The organism is Virgibacillus sp. LDC1 (assembly GCF_025792345.1).
Classification (GTDB): domain Bacteria; phylum Bacillota; class Bacilli; order Paenibacillales; family Paenibacillaceae; genus Paenibacillus_AQ; species Paenibacillus_AQ lautus.
Genome location: NZ_JAOXLZ010000001.1, coordinates 3,561,541 through 3,587,767, shown reverse-complemented (window position 1 = coordinate 3,587,767; position 26,227 = coordinate 3,561,541). Strand labels below are relative to the sequence as shown.

21 protein-coding genes are annotated in these 26,227 nt (G+C 51.4%); 14 read left to right on the top strand and 7 right to left on the bottom strand.

The genetic code is table 11. From position 1 onward, the window contains the following. Positions 1 to 221: 221 nt before the first annotated feature. The 3 genes from OHJ21_RS16130 to OHJ21_RS16120 are packed head-to-tail and all read left to right on the top strand — an operon-like array spanning position 222 to position 3,692. On the top strand, positions 222 to 1,841 hold the full coding sequence (locus tag OHJ21_RS16130; RefSeq protein ID WP_100538596.1) for an ABC transporter substrate-binding protein: 1,620 nt from the start codon (positions 222 to 224) through the stop codon (positions 1,839 to 1,841). A 10-nt stretch (positions 1,842 to 1,851) separates the two neighbouring features. After that, positions 1,852 to 2,763 (top strand): ABC transporter permease, encoded by a 912-nt coding sequence (locus tag OHJ21_RS16125; protein WP_100538595.1) that lies wholly within the window; start codon positions 1,852 to 1,854, stop codon positions 2,761 to 2,763. Further along, positions 2,763 to 3,692, top strand: a complete 930-nt coding sequence (locus OHJ21_RS16120; RefSeq protein WP_486020530.1) for a carbohydrate ABC transporter permease — start codon at positions 2,763 to 2,765, stop codon at positions 3,690 to 3,692. The genes OHJ21_RS16125 and OHJ21_RS16120 overlap by 1 nt, the downstream gene beginning before the upstream one ends. A gap of 162 nt (positions 3,693 to 3,854) precedes the next feature. On the opposite strand, the gene OHJ21_RS16115 is transcribed toward OHJ21_RS16120, so the two are convergent. Beyond that, positions 3,855 to 4,742: a LysR family transcriptional regulator gene (locus OHJ21_RS16115; RefSeq protein ID WP_100538593.1), complete on the bottom strand. Its 888-nt coding sequence runs from the start codon at positions 4,740 to 4,742 to the stop codon at positions 3,855 to 3,857. Between the two features lie 130 nt (positions 4,743 to 4,872). Between OHJ21_RS16115 and OHJ21_RS16110 the strand changes: the two genes are divergently transcribed. Continuing rightward, positions 4,873 to 5,553, top strand: coding sequence for an O-methyltransferase (locus tag OHJ21_RS16110; protein WP_100538592.1), 681 nt, complete (start codon positions 4,873 to 4,875; stop codon positions 5,551 to 5,553). 163 nt (positions 5,554 to 5,716) lie between these two features. On the opposite strand, the gene OHJ21_RS16105 is transcribed toward OHJ21_RS16110, so the two are convergent. From OHJ21_RS16105 to OHJ21_RS16090, 4 genes are all read right to left on the bottom strand, one after another. Beyond that, positions 5,717 to 8,788: a hybrid sensor histidine kinase/response regulator gene (locus OHJ21_RS16105; protein WP_486020529.1), complete on the bottom strand. Its 3,072-nt coding sequence runs from the start codon at positions 8,786 to 8,788 to the stop codon at positions 5,717 to 5,719. 329 nt (positions 8,789 to 9,117) lie between these two features. Then, positions 9,118 to 12,288, bottom strand: a complete 3,171-nt coding sequence (locus tag OHJ21_RS16100; protein WP_100538590.1) for an MMPL family transporter — start codon at positions 12,286 to 12,288, stop codon at positions 9,118 to 9,120. Further along, a complete protein-coding gene (locus OHJ21_RS16095) occupies positions 12,285 to 12,737 on the bottom strand; it encodes a MarR family winged helix-turn-helix transcriptional regulator (protein WP_100538589.1) in 453 nt (150 codons plus the stop codon). Before OHJ21_RS16095 ends, OHJ21_RS16100 begins: the two co-directional genes overlap by 4 nt. Positions 12,738 to 12,927: 190 nt before the next feature. Beyond that, on the bottom strand, positions 12,928 to 14,121 hold the full coding sequence (locus OHJ21_RS16090) for an oxalate decarboxylase family bicupin (protein WP_165789678.1): 1,194 nt from the start codon (positions 14,119 to 14,121) through the stop codon (positions 12,928 to 12,930). A 241-nt stretch (positions 14,122 to 14,362) separates the two neighbouring features. Here OHJ21_RS16090 and OHJ21_RS16085 point away from each other — a divergent pair, with 241 nt between their 5' ends. The 7 genes from OHJ21_RS16085 (at position 14,363) to OHJ21_RS16055 (ending at position 21,135) form a co-directional block, all read left to right on the top strand. Then, positions 14,363 to 15,751 (top strand): four-carbon acid sugar kinase family protein, encoded by a 1,389-nt coding sequence (locus tag OHJ21_RS16085; RefSeq protein ID WP_100538587.1) that lies wholly within the window; start codon positions 14,363 to 14,365, stop codon positions 15,749 to 15,751. Positions 15,752 to 15,786: 35 nt separating this feature from the next. Then, entirely contained in the window at positions 15,787 to 16,443 is a 657-nt protein-coding gene (locus tag OHJ21_RS16080; RefSeq protein WP_486020528.1) for a GntR family transcriptional regulator, read from the top strand. Positions 16,444 to 16,497: 54 nt separating this feature from the next. Next, a complete protein-coding gene (locus OHJ21_RS16075; RefSeq protein ID WP_127591653.1) occupies positions 16,498 to 17,523 on the top strand; it encodes a zinc-dependent alcohol dehydrogenase in 1,026 nt (341 codons plus the stop codon). Positions 17,524 to 17,598: 75 nt separating this feature from the next. Further along, positions 17,599 to 18,585: a TRAP transporter substrate-binding protein gene (locus OHJ21_RS16070; protein ID WP_486020527.1), complete on the top strand. Its 987-nt coding sequence runs from the start codon at positions 17,599 to 17,601 to the stop codon at positions 18,583 to 18,585. 30 nt (positions 18,586 to 18,615) lie between these two features. Beyond that, positions 18,616 to 19,116 (top strand): TRAP transporter small permease, encoded by a 501-nt coding sequence (locus OHJ21_RS16065; protein WP_100538583.1) that lies wholly within the window; start codon positions 18,616 to 18,618, stop codon positions 19,114 to 19,116. Beyond that, a complete protein-coding gene (locus OHJ21_RS16060; RefSeq protein WP_486020526.1) occupies positions 19,116 to 20,396 on the top strand; it encodes a TRAP transporter large permease in 1,281 nt (426 codons plus the stop codon). Before OHJ21_RS16065 ends, OHJ21_RS16060 begins: the two co-directional genes overlap by 1 nt. Before the next feature lie 76 nt (positions 20,397 to 20,472). Further along, on the top strand, positions 20,473 to 21,135 hold the full coding sequence (locus OHJ21_RS16055; RefSeq protein ID WP_486020524.1) for a class II aldolase/adducin family protein: 663 nt from the start codon (positions 20,473 to 20,475) through the stop codon (positions 21,133 to 21,135). Positions 21,136 to 21,221: 86 nt separating this feature from the next. Here OHJ21_RS16055 and OHJ21_RS16050 read toward each other — a convergent pair whose 3' ends face one another. Then, a complete protein-coding gene (locus tag OHJ21_RS16050) occupies positions 21,222 to 21,776 on the bottom strand; it encodes an HXXEE domain-containing protein (RefSeq protein WP_486020523.1) in 555 nt (184 codons plus the stop codon). Between the two features lie 158 nt (positions 21,777 to 21,934). Further along, a complete protein-coding gene (locus OHJ21_RS16045) occupies positions 21,935 to 22,537 on the bottom strand; it encodes a TetR/AcrR family transcriptional regulator (RefSeq protein ID WP_486020522.1) in 603 nt (200 codons plus the stop codon). A gap of 320 nt (positions 22,538 to 22,857) precedes the next feature. On the opposite strand from OHJ21_RS16045, the gene OHJ21_RS16040 reads away from it, so the two are divergent. The 3 genes from OHJ21_RS16040 (at position 22,858) to OHJ21_RS16030 (ending at position 26,046) form a co-directional block, all read left to right on the top strand. Beyond that, positions 22,858 to 23,790, top strand: coding sequence for a carbohydrate ABC transporter permease (locus tag OHJ21_RS16040; protein WP_411830441.1), 933 nt, complete (start codon positions 22,858 to 22,860; stop codon positions 23,788 to 23,790). Further along, positions 23,787 to 24,611, top strand: a complete 825-nt coding sequence (locus tag OHJ21_RS16035; protein ID WP_100538578.1) for a carbohydrate ABC transporter permease — start codon at positions 23,787 to 23,789, stop codon at positions 24,609 to 24,611. Before OHJ21_RS16040 ends, OHJ21_RS16035 begins: the two co-directional genes overlap by 4 nt. A gap of 73 nt (positions 24,612 to 24,684) precedes the next feature. Further along, entirely contained in the window at positions 24,685 to 26,046 is a 1,362-nt protein-coding gene (locus tag OHJ21_RS16030; protein ID WP_100538577.1) for an ABC transporter substrate-binding protein, read from the top strand. Positions 26,047 to 26,227 lie beyond the last annotated feature (181 nt).

The following is a 26,227-nucleotide window of genomic DNA, read 5'->3' as shown; positions in this document are numbered from 1 at the left end:
TTTGAACATATACAATATTTGAATTACCTTCAGCGGGCCAAACTGGATACGCTTTCAATCGATTGATTATAAGCGCTTTCAAAAAATGAGGATGCTTAAAAAACTGTTCGTTTACGGGGCTCTTCCCCTCCGTTTAGAGTGATATGTGTCCCAAGGCAAGGCCAAGACATGGCTGCATTTCCTATGGACCAGACCAACAAACCAAACCAGGAGGTAATGGAATGAAGAAAAGGGTAAACGTTTTCATCTCGCTCGTCGCCATCACGGCCATGTTGTTAACAGGCTGCAGCGGGGCAGGAGGCGACCAGAACGAATCGGCCGAGACGCCCGGAGAGCAAACCGGCAGCAAAGTAAAGCTCACCGCCATCATTACCAAGCACCCGCTCACGAAGCCGCTGGCCGAAATGGAATGGCTGCAGAAGGTTGAGGAAACGGCGGGCGTGGACATCGAATGGCAGGAGATTACCGCAGACTGGGGACAGAAGAAAGGGACGATGCTGGCTAGCGGAGATATTCCCGATCTGTTTATCGGGCCGAACGTCATTACGGATGCCGACTTTGCACAGTTCCAGGGGCTCTTCCAGGATCTGTCCGGCATGCTTGATCAAGCACCCAACGTACAGAACATGTTTAATGAAAAACCGGATACCAAAGTGATTGCAACGCAGTCGGACGGCAAAATATACGGTCTTCCGAAATACCAGCGGTTCTGGCCGGCTTCCGCCAGCAGGCAATTCATTAACCAGCAGTGGCTGGATCACCTCGGCCTGAGCATGCCGACGACATGGGATGAGCTGTATGAAGTGCTCGTGGCCTTCAAAGAGAAGGATGCCAACGGCAATGGCGATCCCAATGACGAGATTCCGATGGATTGGCCGGGAGGCATCGGCGGATATTTTAACCCTGCGGTCCTCTTGGGCAGCATGGGCATCACGCTGACAGACGGCAGCGGGCAGGGTTATTTCGTGGAGGACGGACAGGTGAAGAACTTCCTCACCGATGACCGGTACAAAACGATGGTCATGTTCCTGAACAAGCTGTACAAGGCCGGGCTGATTAACCCGGAAGTGTTCACCCATGATTATACGAAATATCAATCCATTGCGCGCGGCGAAGGGGACACAGCCAAGGTCGGCTTCACTTGGGGATGGGTGGCTTCCGACCGTTTCGGCGAACAGCTGGCACCGCAGTATGCTTCCATGCCGCCGATGAAGGTGTCGGCAGATTATGCTGGGAAGCTGTCCTGGAGTTATGATCATTACTCCCTGAACTATGGAACCAACCATATCGTGATGTCCGCCAAGACCAAGAACAAGGAAGCGGCCATGAAATTCATCAACGAGCTCTATGCTCCCGAGGTGGGTATGCAAGTGTTGTTCGGATCCATCGGTCCGAATATTAAAGATAACGGAGACGGTACATATGCCGTTTTGCCTCCTGCCGATGCCAAGATGGATCCGGGCACATGGAAATGGACCTCAACGATGGCGGACAACGGCGCATTTTATATTCCCGATTCCTTGAAGCTGACGCTCGGCACCGATATGCAGGAGGTGCTGGGACAATCGGAGCCGCTAGAGGCTGCTTTAGAAGACGTGGATCCCGACAAGGACGTGTTCCCCGGCATGTTTATTAAATATTCCACCATGGACAATAACGCCATGAGCCTGAACAACACCAACGTGATGAATCTGGCGGAATCCAGCTTTGCCAAATGGGTGACCAAGGGCGGCGTGGAAGCCGAATGGGACGCGTACATCAAGGAGAGCGAGAAAGCAGGCCTGAAGCAGAACTTGGAAATCATGCAGAAATATTATGATGACTACATGAATCAAAACTAGGAGGGAGGATATGGAATTCCGTAAAAGACAGAACACCTTCAGACGAGATTATCAGCTGTGGATTATGATTTTTCCGGCGATTGCCGTTATTCTCTTGTTTAACTATGTCCCGATGTACGGCATCCAGCTTGCGTTTCGGGATTACGATTTCAGCCAAGGCCTGACCGGCGGAGAGTGGCGAGGGCTCGCCTACTTTCAACAATTCATCGACAGTTACCTGTTCACGGATTTGATGCGAAACACGTTTCTGATCAGTCTGGCCACGATCGTGCTCGGCTTTCCGGCTCCGATTATATTAGCTCTCATCCTTAACCAGATCCGCAGAAAAAAAATGAAGCAGCTGATGCAGACCACCGTATACCTGCCTCATTTCATATCCATTATCGTGCTGGTCGGCATGCTGAATGTGCTGCTATCCTCCGAAACCGGAGTTGTCGGTCACTTTATGAAGGCGGTGGGGCTGGGACATATCAATTTGTTAGCCTCCACCTCGACTTTTATCCCGGTGTATGTGCTCTCTGACATATGGCAGCATTGCGGCTGGAACAGCATTATCTATCTTGCAGCCTTGTCCACCGTGGATCCCCAGCTGTATGATGCTGCCAAAATCGATGGGGCCAGCCGATGGCAGACGATCCGGTATGTCGACATTCCCGCCCTCATACCCACCATCATCATCCTGTTTATTCTCAGCATGGGGAATATCCTCGGGACCGGCTTCGAGAAAATATTCCTGATGCAGAATTCGCTGAACCTTCCCGTCTCGGAGGTCATTGCCACCTACGTCTATAAAATCGGGATCATCTCCAATCAATTCAGCTTGGCTTCGGCCATCGGTTTGTTTAACACGCTCATCAATTTCGTATTCTTGTATGCGATGAACACGATCTCGAAGAGAATGTCGGAAACGAGCCTATTCTAATGATCGGGGAAGGAGAAACGGTTGTGGAACATGAACTTACCAGAACGCGCATCAACGGCAAGGAGATAGCGTTTAAGGTCACATTGGGTTTTCTGTGCGGTTTGATTTTTTTGATGATCGCCTATCCGCTGTACTTTATCATCATTGCTTCGTTCAGCGACTCAACACTCGTCTCTACGGGGAAGGTTATGTTTATCCCTAAAAACATCAGCTTTTTCGGTTACCAGGAGATTTTCAAGGATATGCGGATTTGGACGGGGTACCGAAATACGCTGTTTTACACGGTATTCGGCACCTTGGTTAACATGCTGTTTACGCTTCCGGCGGCTTATGTGCTGTCGAGAAAGGAATTTCGCGCCAGACGGATCATCATGTTTATTTTCGTGATCACGATGTTTTTTAACGGCGGGCTGATTCCTACCTATTTGTTGATGAAGGGGCTTGGCCTGACCAACACGATCTGGGTGTTTATACTCCCCTTCTCCGTGAATGTGTTCTATTTGATCATTGCGCGGACCTTTTTTGAGAACTCGCTGCCGCAGGAGCTGCATGAGGCGGCCGTCATGGACGGCTGCTCCCATTTCACCTTTTTCTTCAAGGTGGCACTGCCGCTGTCCAAAGCCTTGGTATCCGTCATCGGACTCTATTATTTGGTGGGGCATTGGAATGACTTCTTCACCGCGCTGATCTACATCCGGGACACGAAGCTCCAGCCGCTGCAAATCGTTCTGCGGGATATTCTGCTGTCGAACCAGGTGTTCTCGAGCGGTGCAGGAACAGGCGGGGATGCAGGAGGGTATGCCCAGCGCTATGCCGATCAGATCAAGTACGGGGTCATTATCGTATCGACGCTTCCGATTCTGCTCATTTATCCGTTCATGCAAAAATATTTCGAGAAAGGCGTCATGATCGGCTCCATTAAAGGGTAACGCGTTCGGCGAATGTACGAATCAAGCTTAGAAGAGTAGACAAAAAAAGGGGGCTGTCCCGAAAGATCCTGGATCTTGGGGGGACAGCCCTTTTGGAATTACGGCACATCAGAATACGAGAAGCCCGGCAGGCAATATGTATAGGGGAAATGTAACGGTAACTTATGACTGATTCCGGATCATATCCACGAAGTTCATGGCGGCAGCGGATAACGATTCATGCTTGCGGGTGCAGACCGCAATGATATTTTGCAGCTCGATTCCATCGACATAGACCCGGCTCAGTTCGCCGCGCTCCACATACTCCCGCACGACAAGTGAGGATACAAAGTTTGCGCCGTATCCGGCAATGACGGCCGTGATCGCTTCGTGCAGACCATTGAATTGCAGCGTGATCCGCGGGGAAGGCGCGCTATGGGTACGACATAAGGCAAATAACCGCTCCCGCGTTGAACTGCCTTCCTCCCGCATAACAAAAGGCTCTCTCATCATCTCATCCAGGGAGATGCGCTGATTGGCGTAACGGTGATCGGGGGATACGACAAACCATAACTCATCCCGGAACAGCTCCTCGGTCCGTATCGTATTCGGAGATTCCTCTGGCAGTCCGCCGTATATCGCAAGATCGACATCCATATGTAACAGCTGCTTAAGCGCATCGCTAGAATTCGTGGTGGTTATGCTCATTTCTACTTCTTCGTACCGCTGCTTGTATTTCGCCAGCCAGGCCGGCAGGAGAAAATGGGAAGGAAGATAAGTTGCCGCCATCCGGATTTGTCCCCTCGAACCGCTGCGATAATCCAGACAGAATTGTTCAATCTGCTGCTCGACAGAGAAGAGTCTTTTGGCAAGCGGGACGAGCTCGGCACCGGCCTCCGTCAACCCGATGCCCCTGCCTTGTGGTTTGAACAGCGTAAGGGAGAGTTCCTTCTCGAATTTTTTTACCTGGGCTGTTATGGCGGGTTGGCTTATATTTAACAATTCGGCAGCACGGGTAACACTACCCGTTGTGGCGATGACGTGAAAGAGCCGTAATGCGTGTAAATTCATGAGAAGCGCACTCCTATCCATTCATATATTCAAGTTATGTAAGTTGCTTAAATATATATTATATCTATAACAATAAATCACATACAATGATTTTGTAAGATCCAAATGGAGAATAAGGGAGGAAACGGATATGAAAAAGAAGGAAGCTGCAGCTGCAACTTGGGAAAAAGTGGACGATTACCTCACAGAACATTTGATTCCTTATGATGAGGTGCTGGAGAAGGTGTTAGCTGCAAATCGGGAGGCCGGATTGCCGGAAATTGATGTATCCAAGGCTCAAGGTAAGCTGCTGAACGTCATCGTACAGATCAAGGGAGCCAAACGAATTTTGGAGATCGGTACACTGGGAGGTTACAGTACGATCTGGATGGCTAGGGCGATTGGGGATGGCGGGCAGCTGATTTCACTGGAGCTTGATCCGCATCATGCCGAGGTTGCCAAATCCAACGTGGCATTGGCCGGACTGGAGGATAGAGTGGAAATCCGGGTAGGCGATGCCCTGAAACAGCTGGAGCAGTTGGCCGAGGAGAAGGTGGAGCCGTTCGATCTGATCTTCATCGATGCCGATAAACCCAACAATCCCAATTATTTGAAGTGGGCGTTACAGTTCTCACGGCCGGGCACCGTCATGATTAGCGATAATGTGATCCGGGATGGAGAAGTTATCGATCATCACAGCACAGACCCCCGGGTGCACGGTATCCGCAAATTCATGGATATGCTCTCCGCCCACTCCGCCATTTCCGGCACGGCAATTCAAACGGTGGGAAGTAAGGGGTATGACGGATTTTATATCGGAGTTGTATCGTGAGCTACTAGACTGAAGCATCTTCGGTTTGCGGCGATGAGTAATAAGTTAATGGCAGAAGGAAAAAGCCACACTCGGCAATCGAATTCGCAAGTATGTTTTAAAAAAGGAGGTATCCAAAGATCTTAGATCTGGCGGGATGCCCTCCTTTTTCTGTTAAGAGACGCTATTCCTCCGAATCCGGGATGACAAAAGACACGCTTGTCCCTTCATGGACCTCGCTTTGAATGGTAAGACCGCTCCCATACGTCTGAATCAACCTGCGATTCGTGTTGTAGAGGCCGATTCCTTTTTTGTCCTCTCGCGGAGCATCCAGCAACTCCTGTACTTTTTCTCTGCTCATTCCCATGCCGTCATCCTTGACCACAATCAGCGTGGAAAATTGCTGACGTTCAATACGAATTTGTACGGTTCCGCCATTGGCTATTTTCATAATACCGTGCTGTACCGCATTCTCGACCAGAGGCTGAATCGTTAAGGGAGGAAGCAGGAGGTTCATATTCTGATCCACGTTCCATCTGACATGGAGCCTGTTGCCATGTCGCTCCTTCTCAACATACAAATATGCGCGTACAAGTTCGAGTTCTTCCGATAGTGAGACAAATTTGCCGGAGTTTTGATATTGAAAGCTGATTTGCAGGTATGAACTAAAAGCCTCGTTAAGTTTTCGCATTCGTTCCACATCAATTTCACTCAAAGCGTGGATTGAATTCAAGGTGTTGAACAAAAAATGCGGGTGGATTTGCGCTTGCAGATAGGCAGCTTCCATACGCAGACGCTCGTTCACGGACTGCTTTAGCGTAATCAATGACTGGATACGGTATTTAAGCTCCATCGGATCCACTGGTTTCGTGACATAATCGTTGGCACCGGCCCGAAACCCCGCATACATGTCGGAGGGCTCACTTCGCGCCGTCAGCAGAAGCACAGGGAGCTCGGAAGAGGAATAACGCTCTCTTATCTTCCGTGTCAGCTCGTAACCGGAAATCTGCGGCATCATGACATCAGCGATTACCAAATCCCATGACCTCGTTCCGAGCAATTCCAGCGCTTCTCCGGCCGAAGTTGTTAATTGCAGGTGGTAAGGTTCAGACATCAATATACTCGCAAGCACTCGCAAATTTACAAGGTTATCGTCAACGGCTAGGATGTTCAACTGCTCTTCCGCTGACGGGACTTCTGCGGTTTGGAGCGGCTGGTCATTCAGGTCGTTCCGGCTTGCCGCCATTTCTTCATAAGCCTCGAACCGAACGGCCGATATATCGGGGGACATCTCTACGTCAGTCGAATCAGCCAAAGGAAGCGTGAAGGTAAACGTTGAACCCCTTCCGATTTCGGAGTGAACCGTCATCCAGCCGCCATGAAGCTCGACCAATTCTCTGCTGATGCTAAGGCCCAAACCTATGCCGTTGGTGTCGCCGTATCCGGGATCGCCTTGTTCGTAGGGCAGAAATACCCGCTGCTGTGTTTCCTGATCCATTCCCGTTCCCGTATCCGTTACCTCGATGAACATTTGTCCGTTCTTGGCGTTGGCCGTTACGGCAATGCTTCCTTCCTCGGTATGTTTGATGGCATTATGCAATAAATTCATGAGGATTTGCACAAGCCTCTTTTCATCAGCCATAACTGGAGGGAGGGCTTCGGATGTGTCGATATTCATTTTCAACTGCACGGCTTTTCCTTCCAGCAAATACTTCAGGATATCGATAACGCCATTTACGATAGAGGGAAGAGATAGCGGCTCGGCATGCAGTACGATTCGCTTTTCCCTCAGCCTTACGGCGTCGAGTAGATCATTCAGCAAATGCGACATCTGGCGTCCAACCTTAACAAGGAGCTGCATATCCTCCGCACTTCGATTGTTCATATTATGCTGTTCCCTGTCCGAGACACTCTGGGCGATATTCATGATCCCGTGCAGCGGCGTTCGCAGCTCATGTGACGTCTGGGCCAGAAACCGGTCTTTCATTTTGTCCGCTTTCTGCAATTCGCGGTTGAGCTTGCTGATTTTATCGACGTTGCGGAAATAACGCTTAAACCAATAGGCAGAGAAACCGATGATGGCCGCGATGACATCAACGGGGTAATACACTTTTGGAAGTTCCTGATATTTAATGAGTGCTCCCCAAATAACACTGGAGAAAACACCACTGGCTGCCAAGAGCAGAAAGATCGCGTCCTTCCTGCTTGCTGCCACCATTCTCCCGAACATATAGATCGAGATGATGATTGGCAGTATATAAAAAACGGTAAAAACTTTATACTCCACCGTCCAGAAAACAAGCGAAGCAGGCGCGATTGCAATAAATCCGGAATATAGAAGCAGGGAAACGCCATAAGCGGTAAACCATCGGCTGCGGGTCTTCAAGGTGAAACTTCTGGTCATTTTCAATATGAAAAAAGATAGCCAAGAATAAGACAAGATGGAGATTTTAAGATCCCAAGCGTAATTGATGGGCAGCCATTTCAGCAGTAAATCGTCATCTGACACTACAATCGTGACGGATGCGGTGAGAAGCAGCAGAAAAAAATCAAGAAGTGTCCATTCCCGCGGATTGAATAAGAACAAGATGCAGGAATACAGTCCGTGAAGGATGAGCACAACGAATGTAATGAGCTGAAGGTCGATGGAAAGTCCGCGTTCATCATGGATGGCTTGGCTGGATCCCAGCTTGATGGAATTTACAATTCCGCCGGCGAACGGATTCTCAAAGTTGGTAACTCGAATGATCAAGTCAATTTCTTGATCAGCAGGAGCGGGCATATAATCGACAACGAAGGGACTTCGAGCCGGTGAATAGGTGTCTTTGCCGTCTTCTCCGGTCCTGCCCATCTCTCCCATCTTAAGGCCGTTTATCTCGACGCTCGCCGAAGCCTGAATCTGTTGGATCCAGAACGATAGGGGAGCGGTTAAGGATGGATCGACCAGAATACGAAGCCGATAGGTTCCGGTACCATAGGCAGATCCGGATTCCTTCGTTTGGCTCCCCCGCCAATTTCCCGGAACCTGCACATAGCGATGCTGCGGATTGGTTTGCTCCAGCTCTTGTTTTGTGGCAAGCATGTCAGGATAGAACTCCCATTCTCCATCCAATGTTATGGACTTGGAATGAATGAGGTCCCAGCTGCGTAAGTCGAGCACCCCTTGGGAGGCTTTCGGATGGTGGGGAGGAACGAAGGTCTCGATCCAATACCACCGAATGCTGAGGAGCACGGACAGAAAAACAGCAACTGCCAATATATACTGAAGAATCTTTTTAATTTGAATGCGATAGGTATGGTTTGCAGATCGTGTTGGCACGGTTCACGTTCCCTTTTAGGTTTGGTATGGTTTAAGATCCGAGAATTCTTCTTCTTAATATACGAGAAAATGTGACGATCGTATAGCTATTCCCCAATAAAAAGCATTCGCTCGGTTCTTTGGTAGTAGCCCCAAGTAATGACGGACAAGCGTTCCGTTTACCTTTAATGAAATCGGGTAGAAAATAACCGCCTTTTACCTGTCATGAATCAGGAAAAAGGCGGTTATTGTGATCATGATTAGATTTGGGTCATTCTTTATAATGGCTACATTCCTACGTCATGCCCGGATGGACTGCCCTTTGCGTCCTGCTCCTTGGGAGTGAACGGCCACCAGTTGGCCCGGCCAAAGATACGGACCATCACCGGTACGAAGAATGGCAGGAACAGGAGTGCATAGAGCACAAGTCCAACCAGGACAACCGTTGCGATCTGCATCATGGACAGTACGCCGGACGGGTACATCGCCGCAAAGGTACCGCCAAGGATGACCACCGCAGACAGGATGACCGTACCCATGTTGCGCATGGCATGCAGAATGGCATCCTGAACATTCCAGGACTTGTTTTCGTTAAAGCGCGCCATTAGGAAGATGCTATAATCCACTCCAAGCGCGATCAGCATGACAAAGCTGAAGAACGGAGTAGCCCAGGTAATGCCGGAATACCCGAAGCCGTGAACGAAGATCATCTCCGTAACGCCGACAGCCGTAAAGTACGTGATGAGCAGTGAGACAATCAGATAGATCGGCATCACGATGGAGCGCAGCAGCACGACCAGGATAATGAAGATTCCGCTCAGCATGAGAATTACGGTTCGCGAGTAATCTTCATTCGATATGTTCTGCAAATCGTTGTTCGTGCTGGTAATGCCGCTGATGGCAACCTCGGCGTTCTCCAATTTCGTGTCGTTTACTGCGCGATCCACCGCCGCTTGTATCTGTTCGACGCTGCCCAGCGCTTCTTCGCTGTACGGATTGGTTGCCAGAACCACATCCAGCGTCATCACTTTGCGGTCATCGCTGAGATAGGTATCGAATACCGTCTGGAATTCTTCATTCTCAAGGGCTTCCTGCGGAATGAAGAACCCGCTGAGCTCTTCATCCTGAACGTCCTGGATCTGCTGCAGATAATCCTGAGCGGAATGCAGTCCGTCCGTAATTTGTTTCAATCCGTCCGCACTGGAATTCAGTCCTTCCGTCAGCTCTCCGATCTGGCCGGTTAGGTCGCCAAAGCCGTCGGCAAGCTGCTTTTGGCCGCCCTGCAGCTGGTCCAGACCGCCCGTAATGGAAGGAATTTGGCTCACGATCTGTCCTTGCCCATTAGCTGCCTGCGAAAGGCCGGATTGAAGCTCGGCGATACCGGCCACGAGCTGCTGAAGACCGTCGGCAAGCGCCGTTTGCCCGGCAGCTGCCTTAGCGTAGCCGGCATTGGCTTCCGATAATCCTGCAGACGCGCCTTTAAGCTGCTCGGAGATTTGTCCTAACCCTGCTGCCAGCTCGGCTGTGCCTGCGGCCGTTTGGGTAACGGTACCTTTAATGGTTTGGTAGTCGGTATCCTGAACGAGTTCCGGATGGCTGCTCTCCAATCCCGTGAAGGAGCCTTCAAGTCCGCTCAGTGCGGCCGCAACACCGCCCAGCTGCTCTTTAAGTCCGGCAACGCCGCCGTCAAGAGCTGTTAATCCGGTATCAAGCTGTTTATAACCTTGGAGAAGCTGGGCATGGGCTGCAGCTAACTCTTTCGCGCTTTTCGCAGCCTGCGCAAGTCCGGTTTTGAGTTCGCCTGCACCTGCGCTGCCGCTCTGGATTCCTTTTTGAATGGCGCTGAGGCCTTGGCCAAGCTCCGTGATGCCGTCCTTGAGGTCGGCGGTTCCCTTAGTCAGCTCTTTGGCTCCCGCTGCGGCTTCATTCAGCTTCGGCGTATTCTCGCTGAGCTGCTTGCCTGCTTCGGATAGTCCATTCTGAATCTGGGTCAGTCCGTCTTGGGACTCTCCCAATCCTTCATTTAACGTTTTGACTTGAGTTGGAATGAGGAAATCGTTGATTTGCTCACCGGTTGGACGGGAGAGCCCGCGTACGCTGGACACGCCATCCACCTTTTCCACTTCACGGCTGATTTTTTCCGCGAGTCCCATGTATTCCGCCGTATCCATCCGGTCATCGTTCTTGATCACGATGGTGGATGGCAGCGATTGTCCGGGACCGAAGCTGTCCGAAATAATGTTAAAGCCCTTAACCGAAGCGTAACTTGGCCCGATTTCCTCCAGGCTGTTAAACGACAGCTTGCCGCTGTACGTAGCCAGGAAAGGGGCCACGATAACAGCTACGACAAGCAGCGCAGCCCAAGGACGCTTAAGAGAGAAGGAACCTGCCGCTCCCCAAAGCTTATTTTCGCTATGCTCCAGCTTGCCGCGTGACGGCCAGAAGAGTTTCTTCCCAAGGACCGCCATGAAGAACGGCACGACTGTAACCAATGCAAGAAGCATAACGGCGATGCCGATCGCAACCGCAACCGCGGATTTGTACAGAATGAATTTGGATAACCCGATAGCTGCAAAGCCGACAAATACGGCAAGCCCGGAATAAAGCACGGTGCCGCCGGCTTTTCGGTAAGTCTCGATGATCGCCGTCTTGGTATCCTCCGACGTGGTGAGTTCTTCCTTAAACCGGCTGATCAGCAGGATGCAGTAGTCGGTCCCGATACCGAACATGACGGCCACCATAAAGATCTGGGTAAAGGTCGATATCGGGAAGTTGAACTGGTCCACGAGAAAAGAGACAACCGACTGCGACACGATATAACTGAGCCCTACGGTCAACAGCGGCACGAACGGTGCGACGAAGGAACGGAATACAACGAATAGTATGAGGAGAATAAAGACGACTGTAATATATTCCGTTTTCTTCAGGCCTTCCTCCGAGCTGACGATGGTATCTTCATTAATGAGTCCTTCGCTTGTCAGGTAATGATCCGCTTGAACGCCTTCGAGCACCTGATCGACCTTCTCGGGCAGCTCTTTCACCGCTTCCTGGCCTCCGCTGACCTGAAGCGCGACCATGATGGTCTTGCCGTCTTTGGCAATCAGTGTGTCTTCCAGCTCCGTTTGCGTGAACGGTTCATTGATGGAATCGATATGGAGGCTTTCTTTTTTGTCATTTAAAGCTTGAACGCCCTCCCGTATGCTCTCCTTATCCGTTTCGCTTAACCCATCGGGTTTATTGAAGACGAGCGCAACCTGGTGAAGGGTTTCCCCGCCCTCGCCGCCGGAGGCTTCCTTGAGAATTTCAGCAGCGCGTGAAGAGGTGTAACCGTCCGGTACGGATAATTGCCCTTTCTCCCGCACCAAGTCCGACATGGATGGCGCGAACAAAAACAGCACGACTGCGGCTGCCAGCCACAGCACGATAATGGCCCATCTTGCTTTCAGTATGGCTTTCAATTCTTTCTCCCCCCTGATTCCAACATCAATTGCCCCAGTTTCTCGAACATCGAGATAAACATTTCGATATCTTTTTCTTCAAAATGCTGCAGGTAAGGGGAGATGATCTCCCTCATCTGCTCCTGGGCAGATTCAAAAATCGTATGTCCGTATTCCGTTAAAGTCAGATAAACCAGCCTGCGATCTGCTTCGTCCCGGGTTCTGTCAATAATGCCGGCATCCACGAGACGATTGACGATAGCGGTAATCGAGCTCTTGCCGACGGCAAGCGTTTCCGCCAGATGGGATGAAGTACAGTGATCCATGCTGTTGATAATGCGCACAACCTGAAACTGGTCATTGGTCAGATCTTCACCGAGATGTTCCCGAATCTGGGCGTTAATCCGCCGGGTGACCAGCAGGTAGACATCCACATATCGGTCGATCCATTGCTTTGCCTTGTCGTTCAACAATAGTTCTCCTTTCAAATAGTTCACGTATGAAATAGTTTCATTAATGAACTATATGGCAGGAGGAAAGAAAAGTCAAATGTCCGCATGACGGAAAAGGCAGACGGCCCTGGAATAAAATCCTCTTGGCCGGTCTGCATGACGTTTAATCGAACAGGCAATGTCCTCGATCAAAGGGGGAGGCTAGAACTTACCTCGGGTAATACGAATATCCCGGATATTTCACGACAGGCCACTTTTCCTTGCGCAAAGCATCGGTGACTTCGGTTCCAACTCTCAGGTTATCCTGGACCAGGTCCCGAGGGGTCAAGGCCATCCATTGATTCAGGGAAACATCCTCGAACCGGTCGCTTCTGAACATTTCCAGAAACCATAAGGATTCCGTGCCCGTGTTCTGTATGTAGTGGCCGAAGGCAAAGGGGACATATCCCACATCACCGGCTCTGTAATCAAAGGTCCGCGCCGCTCCATTGCCGGCAAACACGGTCATGCGTCCTTGTCCGGCCAGGTAATACTGCCATTCATCCTGATTCGGATGCCAATGAAGCTCCCTCATGGCGCCCGGTTTGATCTCAACGAGCGCGGCTGCAACGGTTTTGGAGATCGGAAAATTGCTGGAATCCACGATTCTTACGCTTCCGCCGGGGGTTATGATCGGTTCTTGCGCCAGCAGCCGGTGCTTGAAACTTAGCGGCACTGTTCCGTAAGGGGATTGGACCTTCTGGCTTTCGAGCGAACCTGGCACCTGATCCTGAAAAATATAAACCTGTTCCTTCGGGATATGGTCAAAAGCGTTCTCCGGAACGCCGAAGTTGGCGGACAGCACATCCTTTGGCGTATGGGCAAACCAGTCGGAGATCGATAAGGTGTTCAGGTCCGAGAAGTGGCCGTCGTCAAAAACCAGCAGGAATTCACAGCCTTCCTCGAGTCCCTGGATCGAGTGGGGGAGACCGGCAGGAAAATACCACAGATCGCCGGGCCCCACATCCGCGATGAAATTTCTACCGCTTGCATCCATTGCCGTAATTCTTGCGCTGCCCCAGATCATATAGGCCCACTCGGCCTGCTGATGCCAATGAAGCTCCCGAACGCCGCCGGGCGTGAGGCTCATATTGACGCCCGCCAGCGTGGTGGCAACCGGCAGGTCCCGTACGGTAATCTCCCGCGACCAGCCGCCATGATTCAACTGCATATGCGTGTCGGAGAACGACATTTTCAGATTGGGCATCAAGCCCGCATCCGTTGCCGGTGGCACAAGCATGTCGGGATTCTCGATATCCCTCATCACATCCCGAGGGCCATAGTCCGGCCCGCCTGCTCCGTCGCTGCGTATCGGCTGTGGTATGCGGTCATGAGTTCCTCTGTTCCGGTTCTGATCCTCCATCAATCTGCATCTCCCTCCATATGGTTTTTACGTAACCTATCCGGTTAAACTGCTATCCATTAAGTTTATGAGCCAGCGCTTGGCTAATATGTTGAGGAATGCGAGGTCATTCCATGGCGGGTTTCGCAATGACATATCTCACTTCAAATCGATAAGACAGTTGACATTTGAAAGCGCTGCACATACAATAAGTCTCAAATAGATCTATGATAGATCTATCATAGATTCAGGAGGGACACGCATGAACCACAATGAGCTGCTGCTTGCTTTCTATGGCGATGATTTCACGGGCTCGACGGATGCGATGGAGGCGCTGGCCCGAAGCGGTTACCGCACGGTGCTGTTTTTGGAAGCTCCTTCGCTTGATCGGCTTAAGAAGTTTGTAGGCCTGCGCTGCATAGGGGTAGCGGGTACCAGCAGAGCCAAATCCCCTGAGGATATGGAGACCGAGCTCCGGCCGGTGTTTGAGAAGCTGTCCATGAGCGGTGCGCCGCTCGTTCACTATAAGACATGCTCCACCTTCGATTCTTCACCGGAGGTTGGCAGTATCGGCTGCGCAATTGGGGTGGCAAGAGACTATTTTCCCGATCAGGTTACGGTTCCGCTGCTGGTCGGAGCCCCCCGCTTAGGACGCTATACGCTGTTCGGCCAGCATTTTGCGAAAATGCAGGATACGGTGTACCGCTTGGACCGGCATCCCGTCATGTCGCAGCATCCTTCCACGCCGATGCATGAGGCGGATCTGCGTCTTCATCTGGCGGCGCAGACGGCCGATACCATTGCTTTGATGGATATTGTCGAATTGGATGGAGACCAGGATGCGGTTCTTGGCCGTTATCGTGATAAACTGGGAGAGAAGCCGGGAATTCTGCTGTTCGATGCGCTGGATGAGGACAGGCTCAAGCGTTGCGGGCAGCTGATTCAGGACAAGCCGGAAGGGGCGGGGGCATTCGTTGTCGGTTCGTCCGGCGTCGAATACGCCTTGGCCGCCCATTGGGATGAGCTTGGACTTGCTTCCCCTTCGCTGGAGGATAGCACGGCCAAAGCGCCGGTCCGGCCTACCGATACGATTCTGGTGGTGTCCGGGAGTGCCTCGCCGGTCAGTCGGCTTCAGATTGAGCGGGCGATAGCCGCAGGGTTCCGCGGCATTCGCATTACGCCAGACGTGATCGAGGATACCCATGATACTGCCCAGTCGGAACTTGTTCAGCAAGCTGTAGACATTCTCGCCGAGGGACAAAGCGTGGTGCTCTATACGGCGCTTGGCCCGGAGGATGAAGCGATCGGTGAGACGCGAACGCGGTTGAAGGCCATGGGACTGATCGGAGCGGAAGCGGGCGAGTTTATCGGCAGAAGCCTCGGGAAGTTAACGAAGCGGGTCATGGATCAAGCCAGGCTCCGCCGGATTGTCGTCGCTGGAGGAGATACCTCCGGTTTTGTCACCAGCGAAATGGGCGCCTACGGGCTGGAGATGATATGGGACGTGTCCCCCGGGGCTCCGCTGTGCAGGGTATATTCGGATGACGCCGGCCTTGACGGTCTGGAATTGGCCCTCAAGGGCGGGCAGCTGGGATCGCCGGATTATTTTATCAAAGTACGGGATGCCGGGTTCCCTGAACCGGATCAATAGCATGGGATCAATAGCCAAGATAGGAGAATCAACGAATGATGATGGATAAAAGCAAAGGGACCACTTCTTCTCTTCTGTTAAAAGACGTGGCCTACAATGAAATCAAGGAAAGCATTCTGAACGAGAAGTTTGAGCCGGGACGATTCTTGTCCGAGCGGGAATTGATTGAGCTGCTGGGGATGAGCAAGACACCGATTAAAGCAGCGTTGACGCGGCTGGAAGCTGAGGGCTTTGTCACGGTCTCCTCGAAGCAGGGCATTATCATCAATGATTTATCCGTGAACCGGATCGTGGATATCTACGATCTTCGGATCGCGCTGGAGACGTTCAACTGCCAGCAGGTCGAATCCAGACTGACGCCGGAGCAGGAGCAGGAGCTGGAGAGCAATTTAGCCGAAACTGCCGATATCGTCAGCCGGCTCGACGTCAAGAATTTCGCCCAGGCCGACCATGATTTCCACCTGATCATATGCGAGTGCACGAGCAATCAGGAAATCCACCGGGTGCTGCTGAACTACCATGATCATCTTCAGCGAATCACCCGGCGGCATCTGCGGAAGGATCCGCACCGGATGGAGAAGTTCCTGGAGGATCACTGGAAGATCTATGAAGCCTTGAAAACCGGCAAGGAGAGCAGCGCCGACGTGATGCGCAAGCATCTGCAGGAATCAAAGCAAGCGCTTTTTATATAACAGAGAGATACGGGATCACACCGCGATTTTGAATTACATCAAGGGGGAGAGACAATGAAGGCTGTATATGTGGAGGATGCGTACAAAGTTGTCGTTAAAGACGTGGACATACCGGAGATCGGGGCAGGTGAGGTGCTGATCCAGGTAAAAGCAGCCGGCATTTGCGGCTCGGATATTCATACCTACAAAGGACTGCACCTGTTTCGGAAGCCGCCTGTCATTATCGGCCACGAAGTGTCCGGCGAAATCGTGAAGGTGGGCAAGGACGTCACATCCTTCCGGATCGGCGATCGGGTAACCGTGGAGCCCCAGGTCGGCTGCGGCAAATGCGATTACTGCCTGACTGGTAGAACGAATTACTGCGCGGAGCGGGGAGCACCGGGCCTGAAGGGCTGGTACGGTTCGATGGCGGAGTATTTTGCGGCGCCGGAAGCATGCGTCTTCAAACTGCCGGATCAGCTGGACCATGAGCTGGGCGTGCTGGTTGAGCCCTTCGCGGTAGGGGTCCATGCGGTACGCAAAGCCGGGATCGAAGTCGGAGACAAGGTCGCCATTCTCGGTGCCGGACCGATCGGGCTGCTCGCCATGACGGCTGCGAAGGCTGCCGGCGCTACAACGCTCATGGTGACGGACGTCATGGATTATGCGCTTGAATCGGCGAAGGAGATGGGGGCTACTCACACCTTAAACATCCGCGGCAAGGAACGTTGGACCGAGGAAGCCAAGTCGGAAATCGATGGCGAATTTGATAAGGTGCTGATTGCAGCCGGGGTTCCCGGGATCGTGGATGATGCCCTTGCCTTGCTTCGCAAAGGCGGCCGCTGCGTAACGATAGCGATGTTCCATGGCACGCAAACCTTCGATATCGTGAATCTGCAGCAAACCGAGAAGGAAATCGTGGGCTGCATGACGTATACGCGCGAGGATACCATATCGGCCATCGATTTATTAGCCAGCGGAGCGGTGGACGTCAAAGCCGTCATATCCCATCGACTGTCTTATGAAGATGCAGCGGAAGGGTTCCGCCTGGTAGACAAGAAGGAAGATTCGTCCCTGAAGGTCATCGTCACCTTTTCATAATCAACATTTCCCCGCAGCTTCTGCTTCTAGCGGCGGAGGCTGCAGGAACTTCATATCAGATTGGGGGAACGACAAATGTGGAAAAGACTCGCAGTTGTCATGGTGGCTGCACTGCTCATTGTAAGCGCTTTATTTATGACGAAGCCGAATACGGATGAGGGCCCGATGAAGCTGAGGCTCGGTCATATTACGGGCGAATCCGATCCGTGGCATCTGGGCGCGCTCAAATTTGCGGAATTGGTGAAGGAAAAAACGGGCGGCGAGATCGAGGTAGAGGTGTATGCCAGCTCGATGCTCGGGAATGACCGTGACCTGATCGAAGGGATGCAGATCGGATCGGTGGATTTTGCGCTGCCGGCGGGCGTGTTATCGAATTTCTACAGTCCTTATGCCATCTTGGAGCTGCCGTATTTGTTCCGGGACAAGCAGCATTTGGAGAACGTGCTCTATGGGGATGTCGGCGATGAACTGAAGCAGAGCTTGCTCGACAATGCCGAGGTCCGCGGTCTGGAGTTCTGGATGAGAACCCCGCGCGAGCTGACCGCCAACAAGAAGATTGAAACGCCAAGCGATCTGCGCGGTTTGAAAATCCGCGTGCCGGAAATTCCGGCTTCCATTGCGGCTTGGGAAGCGATGGGCGCGACGCCGACGCCGATGGCCTTTGGCGAAGTCTATTCATCGCTGCAAACCGGGGTTATTGACGCGCAGGAGAATCCGGTTGCTTTTACGGCCAGCTCCAAGATTCAGGAAGTGCAGAAATATATGATGATGACCGATCATGTATACGGTTACGTGATGCTCGCAATGAGCGAAGTGACGTATCAACGCTTGAATGAGTCTCAGCGGCAGGCTATTGAAGAAGCGGCCAAGGAAGCGACGGAATACGAGAATCAGCTGGTCTTTGAACAAGAAGAGCAGATCATCAATGAGCTTAAGGAATTCGGTACGGAGTTTGTGGAAGTGGATAAGGGACCGTTCGAGACGGCAGCCAAATCGGTGCATGAACGCTTTGCCAACATGTACGGAAGAGAGCTGTACGACAAAATCATCAACACGCCATAACTATTTTTTCTTCAAGAGGGGGGATAAGCCATGCGGCAGACATTAAAAGCGATCGATACGCTCAACAAACTCGTGGGCATCGCAGTGGCCATGATCCTGGGTGTCATGTCCATCCTGATTATCATGCAGATTATATACCGGATTGTCGGATATCCGCTTCACTGGTCCGAAGAGCTTGCCAGATACTTGATGGTTTACCTTGTATTCCTGGGTTCCTCGCTGGCGCTGCGCCATCATCGGCTGGTAGCGATCGAGCTGCTGCCGGAGCTGGTGAGTGAAGTCAACCGAAAGGTGATTCGAATCACCGTCATGGCGATATGCATCGTGTTTTTCGTTCTTTTGCTGGTCCAGGGCATCGATATTCTGGGCCGGGTCTCCGTACAATCGTCAGCAGCGATGGGGCTTAGCATGTCGGTTCCTTATGCAGCTATTCCGATTGGAGCGGTGCTGCTCATCATGAATGCGGTAGCGGTCATTCTGGAAACGATCGTTTCCGATACCATACCGCCAGCGAAGGAGGAAGGATTATAATGCCTACCGTACTATTCGGATGTCTGATCCTTTTCTTCGCCATCAGTGTCCCAATTGCCGTATCGATGGGGATGGCGTCGGCGGTAGCGATCTGGTGGGAAGGCGGCACGCCGCTGCTTGTACTCGTACAGCGCTCGTTCACGTCAACGGATTCATTCCCGCTCATGGCGATTCCGTTCTTCGTGTTCGCGGGTACCTTGATGGAATTCGGCGGGATTTCAAGACGACTGGTGAACCTGGCGAATGCGCTTACAGGCCATTTGCCTGGCGGACTCGGACTTGTAACGATTGTAACCTCGATGTTTTTTGCCGCTATATCGGGTTCTTCCGCCGCGGCAACCGCGGCGCTGGGCAGTATCCTGATTCCGGCCATGATCTCCCGGGGGTATCACAAGAACTTTACGGGTGCCCTTCAAGCGACGTCCGGTGAGTTGGGGGTTATCATTCCGCCAAGCATTCCGTTGATTCTATACGGGGTAGCTGCCGAAACTTCCATCGGCGATCTGTTTATGGCGGGTCTCATTCCGGGAATTATGATTGGTTTATCGCTTATGATTGCCGTTTATATTATTGCGAAACGAAAAGGCTATGCGCGCGAGAAGAGAAAGACGCCGACAGAAGTATGGCAGGCCTTTAAGGAATCCTTCTGGGCCGTCCTGATGCCGATCATTATTCTTGGCGGAATTTACGGCGGTATCTTTACGCCGACCGAGGCTGCCGGCGTTGCCGTAGCGTACGCATTCATTGTCGGCGTATTCGTATATAAAGAGATTAAATTCTCCAAGCTGATTAACATTCTGACGCAATCCACGATTACAACATCCGTGATCATGTTCATCATTGCAAGCGCCGGGTTGTTCAGCTGGATCATGACGCGTGAAGGAATTCCGCAGGCGGTTGCAGGTTTCTTCGTGAACATATCCGATAATCCGATTGTGTTCCTGCTGCTGGTCAACGTGTTCCTGCTCATCGTGGGCATGTTCATGGAATCCAATGCGTCGATCATCATCCTTGCCCCTCTGCTGGCGCCGGTAGCAGCTGAATTCGGGATTGACCCGACCCATTTCGGTATCATTATGATCGTCAACCTGGCAATCGGGATGTGCACGCCGCCGCTCGGCATCAATCTGTTCATATCGGCCCAGATCGCGAAGATCCGGCTGGATCAGATCACAAAGGGGATGGTGCCGTTCTATATTGTGTTGATCATTGACCTGTTGCTGATCACGTATCTTCCGCAATTGTCGATGTTCCTGCCGAACTTGTTAGGCGGTAAATAGCAGTACGGGTCGAGCTCGTCAAATGAGTGGTTAAATTTGAAGTAGAATAAACGCTGAAATACAGGAGGCAGATATCATGGCTAGCGCGGAAACGATTAGAAAAGAACTGCAGCATACCGGCAAATATATGATGCAATATGACCTCGCGTGGGGTAATGCGGGGAATATCTCCGCCAGAACGGAAGGGGACCGTTATGTGGTTACGGCCAGCGGGACTTTCCTTGGCGAACTGGAAGAATCGGACCTGATCGAATGTGATCTGTCCGGAAATGTATATGGAGCACAGGGGCGCAAACCGTCCAAAGAAACACCGATGCATCGGGCGATTTACGAGAGCCGTCCGGAGATCGGCGCAGTGCTCCATGCTTCTCCGTTCTATACAACACTTATTGCCTGCTCCGATCTGGAGCTCCCGTCCAACATGTTCGTAGAGACCATGTATTATCTGGAGCGAATCGAACGGGTGCCTTATTATCATCCGGGCAGTGACGCGCTGGGCGAGGGCGTTCGGGATAAGGCCAAGCTCGCCGATGTGCTGCTGCTGGAGAACCATGGCGTGGTTGTGTACGATACGACCATTCGCGAAGCGCGGATGGCCCTGCAAACGTTGGAAGTGGCCAGTCGGATGCTGATTACGTCGATGAGCGCCAAGGTGGGTATTCAGGGTCTTGGTCCGGAGACGGAGCGGGAATTCCTGGAGAAGGCAGGTTATAAGCCTAGGCGCGATTGGAGCTTGTAGGATTCGCGAAAGAGTGAGAAGAAGCATGCTTCCGGATGAAGAAGTCCGGAAGCATTTTTTTATTGTCGGAACATGGAAGGAATGCTCTATATGTCTTCGCGGAAAGGTGCAATACGTTTTCCAAGCGTGAGACCCGTCCATACCAGCAGCAGGGTGATCGGCAGGGCGATGATGGTTCCGAGGGCGAGTGAAGTCATATTGATGATGTCTGCATGAAGCAGGCGATAGAGCGCATATATCCCGTACGGAATTTCAAGGATGGCGGCAGTAATGACACCCGGGGTGTATGCCCACAGGGCGATCGATGCTCCCACGTGTTTCACGCCATCCAGCAGGAACACCGTAACAAAGCCCGCGAACAGCGCGTTGAATGGGCTGCTGCTTTCGAAGTTAAGAGCTGTAAAGGCCGTTACGCTTGTGAGAATGAAGCCGATCAGCAGGACGGCAAATGTGAATTGCAGGGTGATGTGTTTATCCCATGGAATGGAAACAGGCGAGAATGGGGAGACTCTGGGGTTATTCTTGTTCTTCCTTAGCCACCATTCCATCGTGGCGATCTCTTCTCCATCGTGAATGAAAAATACAACCGGCAGCAGCCACAACATCATGGCGAAACTCCAATCTGGCATGATGGACAGCATGATCCTCATTTCTCCCTTCCATCTAACAATATTAGCGATACGGATATAAATTGAGTAAACACTCAAATTCAGTGGACAAAAGAAGCTGATGCAGAGAGGTTCTTTCTGTTCTGCGATCAGCTTTTCTATTCGATCCTTCCTGAGATGAACATCGCGACTTAGGATTCTTCATTAAAACCATGCATGAGCAGCCGGACGAGCTCGCGAATATAGGATTCGTCCCCGAGCGGGAGCGCTTCCTGCCCGAAACGGGAATGGAGCATGCAATAGACCAGGATGGAGGAGGTCATCATCATCAACGCAACCTGAATCGTTTGTTCCGGTTGATGCTTCGATTCCGCCGCCTGTTTGAGTATGCTGCTGCCTGTGGTCCCAAAACCTTCGATCAGCCGGGACACCTCATTGGATACCTCGGCATCCCTTATGAGTTCAGGTGACCAAATGAGCATCAGATAATCCATGTTCGTCCTGAGGAACCCGAGGTACGCTAAGCCGTATTGAAACAGGGCTTCCTCCGCAGGAAGCTTAGACAGTTCACCCGCATCCTCTTGAAGCTGCGCAACAAAGGAAAAATTGTTCACGAGGTAGAGCAGCAGCTTCCGCTTATCTCCGAAGTGGTAGAAGATTAGCCCTTCGGCAACGCCGCTTTCAGAAGCAATCTCTTTGGTTGTCGTCGCATGAAATCCCTGCTGCGAGAACAGCTTCAGAGCGGCGTTCAATATCCGTTCCTTCTTGGCATTTCGTTTGCTTGTTGCAGGCATAGGCAGATGGCTTCCTTTTTTGATTACATGATGAATTTAATTTACTGAGTGTTTACTCAAGAGTATAATCGATTCCCAGGTATTGTCAACCCTCGAAATATCAAGGCATGGAATGTTCTAAATTTTCATTGTTATTGATAATAATGAAGGGAGGATTTGTATAAAGCATGCTGCCTATGTGATGGAGAAGAGGAGAATCACATCAATTGCTTGTCTGTTTTTCGGCATGCAGTTTATGTGTTTTTTTGTTCTCTTTTTTTACGAATTCTTGCGTCTTCTCGAATGGCAGAGCGAAATTTTCGAAGAAAGGGGAATGTCGGTTGTCTAATAATGAAAGCGTTTTACACAGCAAGAAACCTAAAAGCGCAGCGATAAGAAAAAGGCTCTGGGGTGAGCATGCTTTAGCCTATGGATTTCTGGCACCCTCCATCATCTTGTTTATGATGTTCCTGTTCTACCCGATGCTGAAATCGGTTTATCTCAGCATGACGATAACGGATCCGCGGGGTCAGGTTGTTGAATTTGTATGGTTGGAGAATTTTATCCGGCTTCTATCAACCGAATCATTCTATAAGAATCTAGGCGTAACGCTGATGTTTATTTTGTTTACCGTGCCCACCTCCCTGATATGGTCACTGTTTCTTGCCGCCATTACCCACAACAAGCTGCGAGGGATGAAGGTGTTTCAGTTTGTCTTCTCATTGCCGATTGTCATTTCCGTCGGGACCGGCTCGATTATATGGTTCTTGCTGTTTCATCCTACGGCGGGCATGCTGAACTATTTTCTAAGCCTCGTTCATCTCGGGCCGATCCCTTGGTTAACCGATCCTTCCTGGGCTCTGATCTCGATCTCGATCATGACGATCTGGATGAACATGGGGTTTCTGTTTATTGTGCTGTCCAGCGGTTTACAGGGAGTTCCGGAGGAAATATACGAGAGCGCTAAAATGGACGGCTCCGGGCCGATCCGGACCTTTATCCAAATCGTACTGCCGCTGCTGTCACCCACGATTTTCTTTGCTTTGATTGTATCGGTTATCGGTGCATTCCAAGCATTCGGACAAATTCACATCCTGACCAAGGGTGGCCCGATCAACTCCACCAATGTCATGGTTTACTCCATTTATCAGGATGCCTTCGTCAATTTCCGGTTTGGCATCGGCAGCGCACAGGCACTGATCCTGTTTGCGATTATTCTGCTCCTTACGCTGCTGCAGTTTAAAGTTCTGGAAAAGAAGGTGCATTACCAATGACCCTGCGCGGAATCACGTCCCTGTTCACCTATCTGCTGCTCATCCTCCTGTCTTTGATTGTGTTATATCCGCTCATCTTTACGGTGTTCTCATCCTTTATGACCGAGAAGGAGGTCGCTAATTTTCCACCGCCGCTCTTCCCGTCGAGCTTTTATCTGGGCAATTTTACGGAGGCCATCTCCGGCTTTCCGATTATTCGCTTTATTCTGAACAGCTTCATCGTCTCGTCGGCCATCATGATCAGTCAGGTCATTACATCGAGTCTGGCCGCATACGCGTTTGCATTTCTGAATTTTAAGGGCAAGACACTGCTGTTCGGACTCTTCTTGTCAACGATGATGATTCCTTGGGAAGTCACGATTATTCCCAATTATCTGACTATTAAGGATTGGGGCTGGATGGACAGCTACCAGGGATTGATTGTGCCGTTTATGGCAGGGGCTTTTGGCGTGTTTTTGCTGCGCCAGTTTTTTCTGCAGCTCCCGCGTGAGCTGTTTGATGCGGCGAAAATCGACGGGTGCGGTCATATCCGCAGTTATCTGTCCATGGTGCTGCCGTTGTCCCGGTCTTCCATTGCTACCTTGGCGGTGTATACCTTTCTGACGCACTGGAATCACTTCTTGTGGCCGCTTTTGATCACGAACCAGGCCTCGATGCGAACCGTGCAGATCGGGGTGGCTATGCTGCAGCATGCTGAGGTGATGTCATGGAACCTGATTCTGGCCGGCGTGACCATAGTGCTGATCCCTTCCTTTGTGCTGCTGGCATTTGGCGTTAAACAATTGGTGCGCGGAATTACCGCTGGTGCGTTGAAAGGTTAGTGCGGTGGTTGGCCTGTCATAGGCAGGTTTATCATAAGAAAATTTTTACGAACGAAAGGGGAGGGAATCGCGGATGAAAAGAAGAACGAGGCTGGTTAGTATCGTGTTAGCTGCGATCATGCTGCTGCTTAGCGCATGTAACATTAACATGGGCGAGGAGTCTGAAAAAGGGGGGGATCCCGTACCAAAGACCGATGCCGGCACTCAAAAAGTGGTGTTCTGGCATGCGATGGGAGGCGCGACAACCAAGGTGGTTGATCAATTAGTCGCTAACTTTAACGCTTCGCAGGACAAGGTGCAGGTAGAGGCGGTATATCAGGGAACCTATGATGACCTGTTAAGTAAGCTGAAGGCGTCGATGGGTACAAACGAGGGACCGTCCGTGGTCCAGATGTACGAGATCGGCAGCCGGTTTATGATCGATTCCAAACTGATTACACCCATGCAGGAGTTCATCGATGCGGATCAGTGGGATGTGTCGCAGCTAGAGCCTAACATCAGCGGGTATTATACGTTTGAGGATAAGCTGTATTCCATGCCTTTCAACTCCTCTAATCCGATACTGTATTACAATAAAGACCTGTTCAAGGATGCAGGGCTCGATCCGGAAAGTCCGCCCCAGACGTTTGAAGAACTGAAAATCGCGGCAGACACGATATCGAAAAAAGGGAAGGCGGTTGGAGCGAATTTTGCCATATACGGCTGGTTTATGGAGCAGTTGTTTGCCAATCAGGGTGCGGAGTATGTGAACAACGGCAATGGCAGAGACGATTTGGCGACCGAGTCGCTTGTCAATACCGAGCCTGGTGTGAAGGTGCTGACTTGGTGGAAGGATCTGATCGATTCCAAGGCAGCCAATAATCTGGGACGTAAAACCGATGATTCCAAGAAGGCCTTTTCGGCCGGTCAGGTCGCCATGATCCTGGACTCAACCGCAGCCTTGAAGGGACTTGTGGATAGCGCGGAAGGCAAATTTGAAGTAGGCACAGGCTTCCTTCCGAAGCCGGAAGGAGCTGGAGAAGGCGGCGTTATCGTGGGCGGAGCAAGCCTCTGGATGATGAACAGCCGTCCTGAAGCAGAGCAAAAAGCCGCATGGGAGTTTATTAAATTTTTAACCTCCCCATCGGAGCAGGCATACTGGCATATCAATACCGGGTACTTCCCGATTACCACGAAGGCGTATGAAGAAGAAAGCGTGAAGGAGAATCTGAAGAAATTCCCGCAATTCCAAACGGCCATTGATCAGCTGCACCAGACGAAGCTGGTTAAAGCGACCCAGGGGGCGGTGATGGGCGTATTCCCCGAGGCAAGACAGATTGTGGAAGGTGCGATTGAGGAGGTACTGAACAATAAAAAGTCACCACAGCAGGCCTTGGACGACGCAGCGAAAGAAATTACGACCAAAATCCAGGATTATAACCGTACCGTGAAGTAGTATAGATGTGGAGCCAGGGCTAAACGGTGGGTGAGGAGCAGCGAGAAACACCTCTTCATTGAGTAGAGGCAACCTGTGTATGCCCGGGTATTTGATTGGCATGGAGGTTAGATAGAAACCCACCTCACAACCGCAAGCGACGGAATCATGATTACCTACGTTCTCTTGAGGCTATACTGGT

What these genes read in the sequence shown, in the direction of transcription:
- OHJ21_RS16130 (WP_100538596.1), top strand. Translation starts at nt 222, where the DNA reads ATGAAGAAAAGGGTAAACGTTTTCATCTCGCTCGTCGCCATCACGGCC.
- OHJ21_RS16125 (WP_100538595.1), top strand. Translation starts at nt 1,852, where the DNA reads ATGGAATTCCGTAAAAGACAGAACACCTTCAGACGAGATTATCAGCTG.
- OHJ21_RS16120 (WP_486020530.1), top strand. Translation starts at nt 2,763, where the DNA reads ATGATCGGGGAAGGAGAAACGGTTGTGGAACATGAACTTACCAGAACG.
- OHJ21_RS16115 (WP_100538593.1), bottom strand. Translation starts at nt 4,742, where the DNA reads ATGAATTTACACGCATTACGGCTCTTTCACGTCATCGCCACAACGGGT.
- OHJ21_RS16110 (WP_100538592.1), top strand. Translation starts at nt 4,873, where the DNA reads ATGAAAAAGAAGGAAGCTGCAGCTGCAACTTGGGAAAAAGTGGACGAT.
- OHJ21_RS16090 (WP_165789678.1), bottom strand. Translation starts at nt 14,121, where the DNA reads ATGGAGGATCAGAACCGGAACAGAGGAACTCATGACCGCATACCACAG.
- OHJ21_RS16085 (WP_100538587.1), top strand. Translation starts at nt 14,363, where the DNA reads ATGAACCACAATGAGCTGCTGCTTGCTTTCTATGGCGATGATTTCACG.
- OHJ21_RS16080 (WP_486020528.1), top strand. Translation starts at nt 15,787, where the DNA reads ATGATGATGGATAAAAGCAAAGGGACCACTTCTTCTCTTCTGTTAAAA.
- OHJ21_RS16075 (WP_127591653.1), top strand. Translation starts at nt 16,498, where the DNA reads ATGAAGGCTGTATATGTGGAGGATGCGTACAAAGTTGTCGTTAAAGAC.
- OHJ21_RS16070 (WP_486020527.1), top strand. Translation starts at nt 17,599, where the DNA reads ATGTGGAAAAGACTCGCAGTTGTCATGGTGGCTGCACTGCTCATTGTA.
- OHJ21_RS16065 (WP_100538583.1), top strand. Translation starts at nt 18,616, where the DNA reads ATGCGGCAGACATTAAAAGCGATCGATACGCTCAACAAACTCGTGGGC.
- OHJ21_RS16060 (WP_486020526.1), top strand. Translation starts at nt 19,116, where the DNA reads ATGCCTACCGTACTATTCGGATGTCTGATCCTTTTCTTCGCCATCAGT.
- OHJ21_RS16055 (WP_486020524.1), top strand. Translation starts at nt 20,473, where the DNA reads ATGGCTAGCGCGGAAACGATTAGAAAAGAACTGCAGCATACCGGCAAA.
- OHJ21_RS16050 (WP_486020523.1), bottom strand. Translation starts at nt 21,776, where the DNA reads ATGCTGTCCATCATGCCAGATTGGAGTTTCGCCATGATGTTGTGGCTG.
- OHJ21_RS16045 (WP_486020522.1), bottom strand. Translation starts at nt 22,537, where the DNA reads ATGCCTGCAACAAGCAAACGAAATGCCAAGAAGGAACGGATATTGAAC.
- OHJ21_RS16035 (WP_100538578.1), top strand. Translation starts at nt 23,787, where the DNA reads ATGACCCTGCGCGGAATCACGTCCCTGTTCACCTATCTGCTGCTCATC.
- OHJ21_RS16030 (WP_100538577.1), top strand. Translation starts at nt 24,685, where the DNA reads ATGAAAAGAAGAACGAGGCTGGTTAGTATCGTGTTAGCTGCGATCATG.